9 protein-coding genes and 1 pseudogene are annotated in these 13,950 nt (G+C 65.4%); 5 read left to right on the top strand and 5 right to left on the bottom strand.

Annotation, left to right across the window (positions count from 1 at the left end; translation table 11 throughout):
* Positions 1-21 precede the first annotated feature (21 nt).
* From OG844_RS45200 to OG844_RS45190, 3 genes are all read left to right on the top strand, one after another.
* On the top strand, positions 22-1,575 hold the full coding sequence (locus OG844_RS45200; protein WP_406387317.1) for a sugar ABC transporter ATP-binding protein: 1,554 nt from the start codon (positions 22-24) through the stop codon (positions 1,573-1,575).
* A complete protein-coding gene (locus OG844_RS45195; protein ID WP_406387318.1) occupies positions 1,559-2,590 on the top strand; it encodes an ABC transporter permease in 1,032 nt (343 codons plus the stop codon). Before OG844_RS45200 ends, OG844_RS45195 begins: the two co-directional genes overlap by 17 nt.
* Before the next feature lie 194 nt (positions 2,591-2,784).
* Positions 2,785-3,015 carry a hypothetical protein gene (locus OG844_RS45190; protein WP_406387320.1) on the top strand — a complete coding sequence of 77 codons (231 nt, stop codon included), beginning with the start codon at positions 2,785-2,787 and terminating at the stop codon, positions 3,013-3,015.
* 127 nt (positions 3,016-3,142) lie between these two features.
* Here OG844_RS45190 and OG844_RS45185 read toward each other — a convergent pair whose 3' ends face one another.
* A complete protein-coding gene (locus OG844_RS45185; RefSeq protein WP_406387321.1) occupies positions 3,143-3,274 on the bottom strand; it encodes a hypothetical protein in 132 nt (43 codons plus the stop codon).
* Positions 3,275-3,909: 635 nt separating this feature from the next.
* Between OG844_RS45185 and OG844_RS45180 the strand changes: the two genes are divergently transcribed.
* Positions 3,910-6,390 (top strand): discoidin domain-containing protein, encoded by a 2,481-nt coding sequence (locus OG844_RS45180; RefSeq protein ID WP_406387322.1) that lies wholly within the window; start codon positions 3,910-3,912, stop codon positions 6,388-6,390.
* 291 nt (positions 6,391-6,681) lie between these two features.
* On the opposite strand, the gene OG844_RS45175 is transcribed toward OG844_RS45180, so the two are convergent.
* Positions 6,682-7,032 carry a DinB family protein gene (locus OG844_RS45175; protein WP_406387323.1) on the bottom strand — a complete coding sequence of 117 codons (351 nt, stop codon included), beginning with the start codon at positions 7,030-7,032 and terminating at the stop codon, positions 6,682-6,684.
* Between the two features lie 113 nt (positions 7,033-7,145).
* Positions 7,146-8,021, bottom strand: a pseudogene (locus tag OG844_RS45170) (transposase).
* Between OG844_RS45170 and OG844_RS45165 the strand changes: the two are divergent.
* Positions 7,932-8,261, top strand: coding sequence for a hypothetical protein (locus OG844_RS45165; protein WP_406396387.1), 330 nt, complete (start codon positions 7,932-7,934; stop codon positions 8,259-8,261). The pseudogene OG844_RS45170 and the gene OG844_RS45165 overlap by 90 nt on opposite strands.
* Positions 8,262-8,398: 137 nt before the next feature.
* On the opposite strand, the gene OG844_RS45160 is transcribed toward OG844_RS45165, so the two are convergent.
* Both OG844_RS45160 and OG844_RS45155 read right to left on the bottom strand, forming a co-directional pair.
* Positions 8,399-10,240: an alpha-L-fucosidase gene (locus OG844_RS45160; protein ID WP_406395939.1), complete on the bottom strand. Its 1,842-nt coding sequence runs from the start codon at positions 10,238-10,240 to the stop codon at positions 8,399-8,401.
* Positions 10,241-10,369: 129 nt separating this feature from the next.
* Positions 10,370-13,117, bottom strand: coding sequence for a glycosyl hydrolase family 95 catalytic domain-containing protein (locus OG844_RS45155; protein WP_406387324.1), 2,748 nt, complete (start codon positions 13,115-13,117; stop codon positions 10,370-10,372).
* Positions 13,118-13,950 lie beyond the last annotated feature (833 nt).

Here is a 13,950-nt window from a genome sequence, read left to right as displayed (position 1 = left end):
CTTGGAAAGGACACCTCCGCCATGGCGGACTCCCACCCCATACGGGGCCCCGTCGTCGAGGCCGACGGGATCAGCAAGCGCTACGGCGCCACAGTCGCTCTCAGCGGCGCCCGCATCTCTGTCGCATCCGGCGAGTCTCACGCGCTCGTAGGCCGCAACGGCGCCGGCAAGTCCACGCTCGTCAACGTTCTCACCGGGCTGCAGCGCCCGGACACCGGCACCCTGCGTTTCAACGGCGAGCCTGCCCCGGTCATCGGCGACACCGACGCCTGGCGCTCCCGCGTCGCATGCGTCTATCAGCGCTCCACCATCATTCCCGCACTGACCGTCGCCGAGAACCTCTTTCTGGACCGGCAGAGCAGCGGCGCGCTGCGCGCCATCAGCTGGAAGGGGCTGCGCCATCGCGCCAAGGACCTCCTCACCGAGTACGGCGTGGACGTCGACCCCACCGCCCGTGCGCAAGACCTGACCGTCGAGCAGCGCCAGTTCGTGGAGATCGGCCGCGCATTGTCATTCGGCGCCCGGTTCATCATCCTCGACGAGCCCACCGCGAAACTGGACGCACGCGGTATCGACCGGCTCTTCGAAAAGCTGCGCTCACTGCAGCAGCAGGGCGTCGCCTTCCTGTTCATCTCGCACCACCTGCAGGAGGTCTACGACCTGTGCACCACGGTCACGGTCTACCGGGACGCCCGCCATATCGTCACCGCCCCCGTCGCGGAGCTGAGCAAGCAAGCCCTGGTGGAGGCGATGACCGGAGAGCAGTCTCTGGGAACCGAGCCCAGTTGGTCGGTCAGTGGCCGGATGCGTGCGGACGGTGCCCCTCTGCTCGACATCGATGGCCTGTGCCTTGAGGGCAACTACCAAGAGGTCTCTCTGACCGCGCGCCCCAGCGAAGTGGTGGGACTCGCCGGCGCCGCCGCCAGCGGCAACGTACAGCTCGGTGAGACCATCGCCGGTCTACGTCGGCCCGACAGCGGAACCATCACGGTGGCCGGCTGCAAAGTCCGCACCGGGCAGGTGCCCGCCGCACTCGCTGCCGGCGTCGGCTTCGTCCCCGAGGACCGGCACATCCAGGGCCTTGTCCCTCAGCGGAGCGTCGCCGAGAACGCCACATTGACGGTCACCAGTCAGCTGGGTCCGTGCGGCGTCGTACTGCCCTCGCGCATCCGGTCCTTCGCGGCGCGCATGATCGCCGCTCTCGACATCAAGACTCCCGGGCCCTCCGCTCCCGTCTCCGCGCTGTCCGGAGGCAATCAGCAGAAGGTCGTCATCGCGCGCGCTCTCGCCATCGAGCCCCATGTCCTGGTCGCGATCAGGCCCACCAACGGCGTCGACATCAAGTCCAAGGAGTCCCTACTGAGCACCGTCCGGCAGGTCGCCGACGATGGAAAGACCGCACTGATCGTCTCCGACGAACTCGACGACCTGCGCGTCTGCGACCGTGTCGTGACGATGTTCCACGGACGCGTTATCGCCGAGTTCGAGCACGGATGGAGTGACGAACAACTGGTCGCTGCCATGGAAGGCATAACCGACCCCACCGAAAAGGAACAGCATGCCTCCCGCCACTGAGCTGCGTGCGCTGCCGGAGACCGGCACCACCGAGCCCGAAGGCCGCCGCCTCAAACTGGCACGGCTCCGCGATCTGTCGCTGGTCCCGGTGCTGCTCGTCCTGTGCCTCATCGGCTTCATCGTCTCGCCCGCGTTCCTCACCTCGGACAATCTGCTCGGCGTCGGCCAGCAGTCGACGGAGCTGAGTCTGCTCGTATTGGCTCAGGCGCTCGTCCTCATCGTCGGCCGGATGGATCTCTCTCTGGAGTCGACGATCGGCCTCGCCCCCGTTGTCGCCGTCTGGCTCGTACTCCCCGACCACGGTGCGAGATTCAACGGCCTCGGCCTGCTCCCGGAGTGGACGTCCATACCGCTTTGCCTGCTGGTCGGCGCCATTATCGGCCTGATCAACGGGTTCCTGATCCTCAAGCTACGGCTCAACGGTTTCATCGTCACACTGGGTGGGCTCACGCTGCTGCGCGGCTTGCAGATCGCTATCTCCGAGGGTCAGTCCATCGTCAACGTGCCCCGCTCGTTCAGCTACCTCGGCAGCGCCACCTGGCTCGGCGTCCCAGCCGCGGTCTGGATCTGCACGGTGCTCTTCGCCATCGGGGGCAGCACCCTCGCCTGGCTGCGTCATGGCCGCGCGCTCTATGCGATCGGCGGCAACGCCGAGGCCGCCCGCGCCGCGGGCATCCGCGTCGACCGGCTCGTGTGGGCCGTACTGATCATCGGCAGTCTTCTCGCCGCGTTTGCCGGAATCCTCTACACCGGCCACTACGGCTCCATCTCCGCAGATCAGGGCAGCGGTTGGATCTTCCAGGTCTTCGCCGCCACGGTCATCGGCGGTGTGAGCCTCAACGGCGGCCGGGGCACTCTGTTCGGTGCGCTCACGGGTGTGCTCACTCTGCAACTCGTAGTCAACGTCATGACCCTGGCAGGTGTGCCGCCTCTCTGGAACCAGTTCCTCAACGGCGCGATCATCATCGTCGCGCTCATCATCTCCCGCTTCGCGTCCGGCGAGAAGCAGGAGTAGCCGGCTCCAGTGACCAACTGAGAGCAGCCGAGCGGCGCCGCCCATCTGGGGAGAGTCAGGCGCGCGCCGCTTCGGCCCACGCAGGAGGGGCACACCATGACAGTGACCAACCAGGCCATCGAAAGAGATGATCGTTTCCAGCGCCTTGAGACCCGGTGCTCGATTGCCCAACGAGTGCGACTGGCAGGCCAGCATTGCTCGGCATTCTTTCCACCCACACCCAGCGGCTCCGCATCGTGCGCGGCACCCACGCGCCGACGCGCGAGCAGGCCCATCGCAAACACGAGGCCATCTGCCGGGCCTTGGCCGTCCGCGACGCCTCGCTCGCCGCGGACGCCAGCTCTGTGCATGTCGCCGCCGTCGAGGACTGGCTGACGAACGGAATCTCCCGGGAATTCTCCGGTCAGGGGGCCTTCCCTCCTTAGGGTGTCGGCCTACATCTGACGTCACCACGTCACGGCGACGGCCAAGCGCCACCCACCGCGGACCAGCCCGGCCATTGATACAGGCAGGGCGCGAAACATGACAGATGACCGGTCGTCAGGGACGGCGTCATCGTACGTGCAACGAACCACTGCGCCACAACTCGACGATGGCAGCGCCGCGCACCTCGATGCGCGCGCCCCGGCGGTGATACATCGCACCCGTGGACTCGGCGAGCACACCCGCTGCGTCTCGTGCCACGGCTGGCGACGGAGCGACAACGATGAACGTCTGCGTTCCTTGCAATCCGTCGGCACTGCGGGTTCCAAAGGTTACTTGCCAGTGTTGCACTTCGACCTCCCGATGTGTGCGCCGTGCACGCAATACATCCGATGTTTAATTCATCGTAGGTGCACCATGCGATCTGGGCAAGTTTCGCCAGCTGCCGGAGACTGCCTCCCTCCTGCAGTCATTCCCAAGTTTGGGCAACCTGGGCGCCACGCATCCATTCACTGTGGCCAGTATTCAACCGATGTCTGTCGCAACATCGCAGTAATCCCGCCGAGGCGGCCGCGCCGGCCTCAGGCGTCGAGCGCGACTGGACTGCAGCCGTGGACACCCAACGCAGGGTGGCATCCCGCACGATCCATGGATCGGATGAATGTGCGTCACAAAGTGCCTCAACTTAACAACTGAACCCTGTGAAAAAGGTGTTGCTCCGATGTATGGCCTGCCCTAGCCTTCCACCTGCCGGGCCCCGGTGACCGTCGTCACTCTGCGCTACCCGAACGCAAGGAGGAGGACCCATGTCAAGGGTTCAGATCAACCGAGCCGGCTCCCGAAAGCGAAAGGGGGTAGGACGGTCCGTGGTCGCGTCCGTTGGCACACTCATGGCCTTGTGCACCACGGTCGTGACGGCCGGCCCCGCCGCCGCGGCACCGAACCCCGTCGTCGCCGTCAACGACCACGACACGCCCGCACAAATCCTGGAGAAGGCAGCGTCCCTGACGCCGAGTCAGCGGCAACTGGACTGGCAGCTGGAAGAGCTGACCGGGTTCATCCACTTCGGCCCGAACACATTCACCTTCAAGGAATGGGGGACGGGGACCGAGGACCCCGACGTCTTCAATCCAACCAATCTGGACACCGACCAGTGGGCTGAGATGTTCAAGGAGGCGGGCTTCAAGAAGGTCATCCTCACCGCCAAGCACCATGACGGCATGCTGCTGTTCCCCTCGGCCTACTCCAGCCACGGCGTGGCCTCCAGCAACTGGATGAGTGGCAAAGGCAACGTGCTGAAGTCGTTCACCGACTCGTTCCGCAATCACGGCCTCAAGGTCGGCGTCTATCTCTCGCCGTCGGACGGTCACGAGTACCACGCCGGCAGGTTCGGCAACGGCAGCACGCCGAAGCCCACGCACATCCCGACCATCAGTGACGGCACGGACAGGGGCTTCGACTTCCCCGCGGTCGACGACTACAACCGCTACTACATGAACACCTTCTACGAGGTGCTCACCAAGTACGGCAAGCTCGATGAGATCTGGCTGGACGGAGCCAACCCGTGGCCGGACGCCCCCCAGCGCTACAACTTTTCTGACTGGATCACCATGATCCGTACGCTCCAGCCGACCGCGGTGGTCTTCCAGGACGGCGGCCCCGACGCACGATTTGTCGGCACTGAGGAGGGGCTGACTCATCGCGTGTCGGAGTGGTCGGCGGTTCCCAACATCGGCGATCCCGCCACCGCGGCGGACTCCGTGATACCCGTGCCTGGCGGCAGCAACTCTGCGAGCGATCTGGGAAGTGACGCCCTGCTGTCACAGCGCAATGCAGATGGCACCAGCAAGTGGGACATGGTCCGATGGCAGCCGGCCGAGTGCGACGGCATGTTGCAGGCTCCGTCCTGGTTCTGGGACCCGGGAGCCAAGCCGGTCTCGCTGGCCACCCTCCAGCACATGTATATGAACTCGGTGGGCAAGAACTGCCAGCTCCTGCTGAACGTCGCCCCTGACAACACCGGACGGATGCCGGCCGAAGCAGTGGACCGCATGAGGCAGTTCGGCAGCTGGGTTCGATCCCTGAATGTAAAGGTCTCCTCCGGTGCCTCCGCCGCCAACGACACCGGCACCTCCAACACCAGCGGCAACGTTCCGAGCAACGTGCTGGACGGTGACGGCTCGACGGCCTGGCAGCCCAACGGAACCACCGGAAACCTCGTCATGGACCTCGGGCCTGCCAAGACCTTCAATGTGGTGAAACTCCAGGAAAACATCCAGGTCGGGCAGCGCGTGTCCAGCTTCGCCTTCGACGTCTGGGACGGCAACGGCTGGCAGGAGGCCGGCAAGGCCACAACCATCGGGTACAAGCGCCTATTGCACCTACCGAACGCCGTCACCACCACCAAGGTCCGGTTGAGGATCAACACGTCTAGGGCGCTGTCCCCGGCGATCGCGACCTTTTCCCTGCACTCCGACGGCGCGATCGACACGAATATGGCCTTCGGCAAGTCCGCCACGCAGTCCAGCACCCTCACAGGAAGCGGGCAGGCCAGCCGTGCTGCTGACGGGAACGCCGACGGCTCCTTCCCGGCCGGTTCGGTCACCCACACGTCCGAAACCCCGCTCGACAACAACCCCTGGTGGCAGGTCGACCTGGGCACCTCACAAACAGTCGGCCAGATCAAATTGTGGAACCGCACCGACTGCTGCTCCAACCGCCTCCGCGACTTCTACGTCTTCGCCTCCGACACACCATTCACGTCAAACGACCCTGCAACAACCAAGGCACAAACCGGCGTATGGCACACCCACCGGAGCGAAGCGGTCGGCACATCCCTGACACTCCCCGTCGGCACCAAGGCCCGCTACATCCGCGTACAGCTCGTCGGCTCCGACCGACCACTCTCCCTCAGCGAAGTAGAGGTATTCGCCAACATGGCGCTCAACCGCCCGGCGACCCAGTCCAGCACCCACCATCTCGGATCCAGCGCGGATCGGGCTGTGGACGGCAAGGCCGACGGAATCTTCTTCGCCGGTTCGGTCACCCACACGTCCGACACCCCGCTCGACAACAACCCCTGGTGGCAGGTCGACCTGGGCACCTCACAAACAGTCGGCCAGATCAAATTGTGGAACCGCACCGACTGCTGCTCCAACCGCCTCCGCGACTTCTACGTCTTCGCCTCCGACACACCATTCACGTCAAACGACCCTGCAACAACCAAGGCACAAACCGGCGTATGGCACACCCACCGGAGCGAAGCGGTCGGCACATCCCTGACACTCCCCGTCGGCACCAAGGCCCGCTACATCCGCGTACAGCTCGTCGGCTCCGACCGACCACTCTCCCTCAGCGAAGTCCAGGTCCTTGGGTGACCCCCGAGGTCTTCTCCAACACCATCGAGACCACCTAGTTGTCCGTCCTCTGTACCCACCCCAACGGTTTCGTCACCCGTAGCGCTCACAGTCCAAAGCGGGTGCGGTCCTCCAGCTGGTGGGACCGCACCCGCCAACCCGTTTCACAGCGCCCCGGTGACCGGCCACTAGCCGGGTACGGCGCCGTCGGCCCGCGCACCCAGTGCATGCGACGACTTGCCCTAAGCCCTGCTGAGTGCACTACCCGACATCGGTCATCCGATAGAGGCATCGTGGCAGTCGCTATCTCCGTCAAGGCGACAGCAGAGTTTCGGCGACGCCCATCGCGGCGAACCTTTCGGGGTCGCACTGCCCCCAGTGCCAGGCACGCAGGGTCGGGCTGGCTGCAGCCAACGCGCTGCTGAGCAGCCCGCCGCAGGCGGTGATGGCCTGGAGTACCTCAGCCGGTGAGGCAGTGGGGCGGACGTTCAGGTCAAAGGGAAGGTAGGCGTCGGCGGGCTGGGCTGCCAGCTGCCCTGCGTAGGCCAACAAGTCGTGGCCGATGTGCGCTGCGGTTTGCCAGCAGGTCCATTCAAGCGGTCCCGCTGGCACCGTCCAGTCCTCGGCGGTATGAGGGCTGAGCACCTGCAGCATCTCTGCCACGGCGGCGTCAACGTCCCGTTGATCAATGCAGCACCCTCCTTACGGTTCATGCTGTGCGACTGGCTGTGCCGGTTGTCGTTCATTCACGCCGTCACGGATCTGGGACGTCCGCCCTAGCGGATGCCCTTCTCGCTGCGGATGCGGGCTCGTTCCTTCCCCTGGGCAGCGAGTACGTCGGGGTGGCGGGCGTTGGCTTGCGCCAGCGCAGGTAGGCGCGCAGGGCCCAGGTCTGCGCAGGATGGCTGCGGTGGTTGGAGTTGGCCAGGGTGAACTGGCGCAGCGGGCCGGAGTGCGCCTCGATGGGGTTGGCCCAGGAGGCGTAGGTCGGGGTGAATCACAGCTCGACCTTGTTCTTCTTCGCCCAGCGGCGAATCGTCGCGCCGGTGTGGGCGGAGAGGTTGTCCAGGAGGATGTAGGTCGGGGCGCCGTCGGGTCGGGCGGCGCGGATCGACTTCAGCGCGGCCAGGCTGTTGGCGGTGCCTTTGCGGCGGTGGTTGACGCCCCATAGGCGGTCGTCGCCGACGGAGTAGCAGCCGTGGAAGTAGGTGACGCCGTGGGTGCGGCGGTAGGTCGCCGGCAGCCGGTTGGGCCTGCCCTGCTTCGCCCAGCAGGAGCCCGCGGTGGGTCTGATCCCCAGCGGCCACAACTCGTCGAAGGCGAAGATGCGGTCGGGGAAGCGGTCCAGCACCTGCTCGATGCGGTAGAGCTTGGCGTCGGGGCCGGGGTCGGGCGATTCCTTCCAGGTCTTGGTGCGCTGGAAGGTGATGCCGCGGCGCAGGAGCAGGCACCGTAAGGCTTCCCGGCCGATGCGGATGACGCGTCCGTGCACGCGGCGCAGGTCGGGGACGGCCTCCCGCCCATCGAGGGTCCAGACAGGCCAGACCGATCTCGTTGAACCGGTGGATCACCTCCCGCGCCGTGTCCTCGTCGGCCTGGACCAGCTGCGCGATCACCGGGACCCGGTTTCCGCCGGCGGACGCCAGCAGCATCCTCGGCGTCCTGGAGGCGCGGCACGGCTCCGGGGTCTATGTGCCCTGTCTGACGATCTCCTGGAGAGCTGCGGCCTGTTCGCGGATAATGTCCTTCTGGTCTCCGAGCTGCGACTCGAGGCAGGCCACGCGCAGCGCCATCGCCTGAGTGCAGTGGTCATCGACCCGACCGACTCCGTCCGCGACCAGGCCATCGCCAAGACCCTCAGCACGACTCTTACCTGGAAGGTCCTCGCCTGACAGCACCGTTTGACCAGAGCAGTGCGGCCTCGGCGCGATCTCACCGAGGCCGCGCCGCACGCTGCCCGCCCTCACGGAGAGGATCAGTTCCCGCGGCCCTGCCGCCAGGCACTTCAGTGAGACACGCCTGATCTGGCTCAGTTCGGCGAAAGCTGGCTACTCGGCACGATCTGCTGGGGCGTGTTCGGACTCGACCAGAGCAACTTCATGTGCGCCTCCCCGGTCTGCTCCGTGTGCTCGACCCTGATGGCGTACTTCTTGCCAGCTTGGAGATCGACGGCGCCCTTGTCGACAGTCGGCGCGTGCGGCCGGGTGTTGTCAATGATGAGTCTGCCGTCGACCCAGACCCGGACAGTGTCGTCGGACACGGTCGTGAACACGTACTTCTCGCTGTAGCGCGGCTCGATCGTTCCGGTCCATCGGGTGCCGAAGTGATCCGAGGGGATACTCTCAGCCGGTGAACCACCAAACCGCCAGGCGTAGTTGATGGTCGGATCGGTGCGCGTGGCCCTTGGGCTCCCCGACAGCTGGTCGTTGTCGAAGATCTCGGCCTTGAGGCCGGTGCCGGTTCCCTCGGCCGTAGGAGCGGGCGGGGTGATCGACAGCTTGATCACCGTGGCGGCCGGGTTCGTGTCGTCGCCGGATGGAATGATGTCGTATCCGTCGCCCGCCTTGGTGACCGTGACCTTCTGGCCGCTACCCAGGACGCTCGCGCTGCCGACGGTGAACCCGGTGGTGGTGGTGGTGAGGTGCAGCGGCTTGCCCGCACCGGGCCAGTGGTAGACCGAGGCGTACAGGTCGTTGCCCGACCGGCTGACCACACCCCAGTCGGGTTCGGCGACGACGCCGGGGAAGCCCGCCTTGTAGATCGCGGCGCCCTGCCCTGACCGGTCCAGCCAGTCACCGATCTCCTTGAGCGCGGCGATGGATGGAGCGGGCACGCGTCCGAGCTTGTCGGGGCCGATGTTGAGGAGGTAGTTGCCGCTCCTACTCGTGGTGTTCAGCAGGTTCCGGGTGAGCTCTGCACCCGACTTCCAATTGTTGTCCCGACGTGAGTAGCCCCATGTGTTGTTCATGGTCATGCAGCTCTCCCAGAGCTGCCCGTCCACCGGTGCCTCCGGGATCTCCTGCTCCGGTGTGCCGTAGTCGCCATCGGAGACCCGCCGCTTGCCGACCCGGTTGTTGATCACCATTGAGGGATCCAGGTCACGCAGGTAGGACTCCAACTCCTCGCCGTCGCGTGCGGACCACGGATTCACCGGCCGGTCCGAGGCGACGGTCCACTCCCCGTCGAACCACATCAGGTCCGGGTCGTAGCCGTCGATCAACTCCTTGAGCTGCGCCCGCATCCGCTCCTTGTACTGGGGGAAGTCGCCGGTGAAATTGGGGTCGTGCCAGTCCCAGATCGAGTAGTAGAAGCCGAGCTTGATGCCTTCGGCGTCGGCGGCCTGCTTCAGCTCGGCGAGGATGTCGCGGTTCTTGTCGAAGGACGAGTGGTCGCGCAGGTTCCAGGTGTTCTGCTTGGTCGGCCACATCGCGTAACCGTCATGGTGCTTGGTGGTGATCACAATGTACTTCTGGCCAGCGCTCTTGGCCGCCGCGACGATGGCCTTCGCGTCGAACTCCTTCGGGTTGAAGGTCGCCGCCTGCTTCTCGTACTCGTCCTTCGGAATGCTGCAGAGGTACTGCAGCCATTCAGCGCCTCCCGAGTACTGGCAGGTCGAGCCATCGGGACGCGTGTATTCGCCCTCGAGATTGGAGTAGGCGCCGAAGTGGATGAACATGCCGAACCTGTTGTCGCGGAACCACGCCGTGCGTTCGGCCGTGAACGGGTCGTCGGTCGCGTAGTTCGTTCCGGGACCAGGGGCGGCGGCCACAGCTCCCTGGTCCGGTTGGGCGGACGACGTCGTGGGGGCGAGCGTCAGCAAGCCGACGAGCGTGACGGTCAAGGCGATGGCCCTGTCGCGTGTGAACATCATGGACATGTGCAGTACCTCCCTGTGGTCGTGGGCATCGTGAAGCAGGACGCCCCTCACAAGTGGCGTGTGCCGCCAAGAGTTCTCCCCTTGTCGGCGACCGTTCCTTGGCGGCCGTCGACCGGGAGCCGGTCAGCCGGCGAGCCGCCACTTCTGGTTGGTCTTGCCGTGGCAGGCGTAGAGGATCAGCTTGGTGCCGTCGGCAGTTCCGGCTGCGTTGGCGTCCAGGCACTTACCGAAGGCCTCTAGCTCCTGATTCTGTTGGTCATACATCCACTTCTGGGCGGCGGTGCCGTTGCAGGTGTACAGCTGCACCGGTGTGCCGTCGTCCGTCCGCGCCGCCTCGACGTCCATGCACTTGCCGAGGGCCCGGATCTCACCGCTCGGGGCGGAGAAGGTCCACTTCTGAGCAGCAGTGCCATTGCAGGTGTAGAGCTGTAGATCGTTGCCGTCCTGCGAATTGGCCGCGGGGACGTCCACGCACTTGCTGCTGGCGACACCGACGATCGCCGTGGACAGGGCACCGGTGGTCTTGTAGACGTGACCGGCTTCCCCGTCGAAGCTGATGCGCTGCCCATCGCGTGTCGGGGTGATGGCCCGGCCGGTGGTGGTGTCGACCACGCTGAACGCCCCGAGGAACATGGAGCTGCGTACGGCGACCGGGCCGTTCTTGGCCGGTGCCAAAGTGAACTCGGCGGCCCCGTGCTCCTTCCACGAGGCGCCCACCGTGACGTTGCCGCGCGCCTTCAGACCAGTGAACGATCCGTTCTTCCAGGTGCCCGGCAGCGCCGGCAGGGGGCGGATGTCGCCGCTCTGGCTCTGCAGCAGCATCTCGGTCATCCCCGAGGTGGCGCCGAAGTTGCCGTCGATCTGAAAGGTGGAGTCGTTGCCCAGGGGGTGCAAGTCAAACAGGTTGGGATAGGTGTTTGACTTAAGCTGCTCGGCGAGCAACTTGTGCGCGCGATCACCATCGAGCAGCCGCGCCCAGAAGTTCGTCTTCCATGCCCTGCTCCAGCCGGGGGAGTCAAACCCGGTTCCGCCATCTCCGCGCGCGTCCAGTGACACCTCGGCCGCGTCGGCGAACCTGGGCGTCGTGTCCGGGGAGATCTGGTGGCCCGGGTGAAGGGCATACAAGTGGGAGACGTGGCGGTGGGTGTTGTCACTCCTGTCCCTGTCAGCCTTCCACTCCTGCAGTTGACCCCAATTGCCCACGCGCAGACCGGGGTCGAGCTTGCCCAGTGCCGCCTGGAGGTCGCCCTGGAAGGAAGAGCTGACGTTCAGTTCCTTGGCCGCGGCGAGCGTGTCGGTCAGCAGCCCCCACACAATCTGCTGGGCCATAGAAGCACCGGCGGTGAAGTCCCCGTGTTCGGGCGAGAGGCTGGGCGTCACCACCAGCTTGCCGTCCCTCGGATCGGTGCGCAGGTTCTGCAGCCAGAACTGCGAGGCGCCCTTCAGCAGCGGATAGGCGCGGTCACGCAGGAACGCCGTATCCTTGCTGAAGAGGTACTGGTCATAGACTTGCGAGGCGAGCCAGCCGTTGGCCTCGGGGAACCAGAACGAAGTGGCGTAGTTGTGGACGCCGGTGAAGCCGTACGGGTTGGTCTCGTTGTGCACAACCCAACCGGGCGAACCGAACATGTCCGTCGCGGACCTAGTGCCCGCGTTCTTCAGGTCCTCGACGAACGCGGTGAACGGCTCGGCGGTCTCGGCCAGGTTGGTCTGGGCGGCGGGCCAGTAGTTCATCTGGAGGTTGATGTTGGTGTGATAGTCGGCGCTCCATGGCGGAGACGTCGAGTTGTTCCACACCCCCTGCAGATTCGCGGGCAGCGACCCAGGCCGCGAAGAGGCGATCAGCAGGTACCGGCCGTACTGATAGAAGAGCGCTTCTAAGGCCCGGTCCTGCGCGGACGCCCCACCCGAGTAGCTGGCGCGAAGCTGATCGGTGGGCTGACCGGGCATCGACTGGCCGATGTCGAGTCTCACCCGGTCGAACAGGCCCTGCTGATCGGCGGTATGGGCGCTCTTGAGGCTGTCGTACGACTTGGCGGACGCCGCGTCGACGGCCCTTGACACGCTTTCATGCGGGTCTGCGCCTCGATAACTTGGGTATTTCTGAGCGTAGTTGGTTCCCGCGCTCATCACGAAGGTCGCGCTGTCGGCACCCGTGACCGTCACCTGACCACCACTGTCGGTGACCGCGCCGCCTTGGGTCTTGACCTGGATCTGCGACTCGAAGACGAGACCGTTGTCGGCGAGCTTGCCACGAATGGTGAGCCGCCCGCCGTTCGCCGTGGCGGTGAAGTCACTTCGCGGCGAGGAGTATCCGAGCGTGAACGAGACCTTGCCGGCCTGGTTCGCGCCGAGTCGCCCGGCGATGACCTTGTCCGGGTGGCTGGCGAAGTACTCCCGCTCAAAGATGGCGCCGCCCGCGTCGTACCTGACACCGGCGACCGCGTTGCGAATGTCCAGGGAGCGGCGGTAGTTCGTGTACGAGGGCTCTCCTCCGGACATCGACAGGTTCAGGTCGCCGAAGGTCTGATAGTCACCGAAGCCGGTCTTGGCTTGGCCGAGCTTGCCGGCGACCCAGGGCGGACCGGCCTGTCCGTCGCGGTTGATGGTGTCGACGACTTCCTGTAGCGCCGCCGGACGGGGCGAGGTCCAGTTGCCCGAGTTGTATCCGGCGGCCCCCGGCCCCCCTGTCCACAGTGTCTTTTCGTTGAACTGAAGCTTCTCTATGCCCACTCCCCCGTACACCGTGGCCCCCATGGCTCCGTTGCCGATGGGCAGTGCTTCCTTGTGCCAGTCGGCGGCGGGATTGGCGTACCACAGGGTGAAGGGGTCGGCTGCTGCGGCTATGGCCCCGGTTTCAGGTGCAGCCATGGCCGCACTCGTGACCGACGCTGCGCACAGCACCCCGACCACAGCAAGCGGGGGGAGAAGCCCCCACTTCCGCGTTCCAGATCTTCTGATCATCGCGTGCGCATCTCCTCGGCTCTAGGAGGCTCGTGGCGGTGACACCATAGAGTCGACGAGACATCGGATCAATACTTCTCACACACGGAGGTTTGGGTCGTCACATTCGTCATGAATATCCCGATAGTTGAGAGTGATCCCGAAAGATTTGCCCGATGAATGACTCTCCAGCCCCAGTTCTCTCGCTCGGATGGCAGCACATCGGAAGACACCGGTCGGGTCAACGTGCCGGGCGCGCCGTCACGTTGACCCGACCGAAATCCGTTGGGCCCTCAGCGCATGGCAGGCGGGCGTCACGCGGAGCGATAGATCCGATGATACGCCACTCTTTCCCTCAATCTCACGGGAATTCAACTCCAGGTCTTGCTCATAGACCCGATGTGTTGCAGGCTCTTGTCCGAAACTTCGAACCAGACGCCATGACGGAGCCTCACCATTCGTCGGTGCACATCGAGCCCGCGAAGCGCACCGAATCCACCATTCCTCCACGCACACCGTCACGGAGAGGCGACGCACATGTCCCGTCGCAGGACCGGCACATCGAAAGCCCGTTGGCATTCATGGCGGACCGCGACACCGGCTGCCACCATCGCCGCATGCAGGGGCGTGCCGACCGGCTGCGCCGTCGCCGACAAGGCCGACGGTTTTGATGAACCGGGCTGACTGATCCACTATCGCGCGGCAGGGCGATCCCAGGGCCGAAGTCGCACTTGCCCTTGGAGTCTCGGGGACACCGCACG

The sequence above is a fragment of the Streptomyces sp. NBC_00887 genome, from assembly GCF_045207585.1.
The sequence above is the reverse complement of the archived record's forward strand: the minus strand, read 5'-3'. Positions and strand labels throughout refer to the sequence as shown.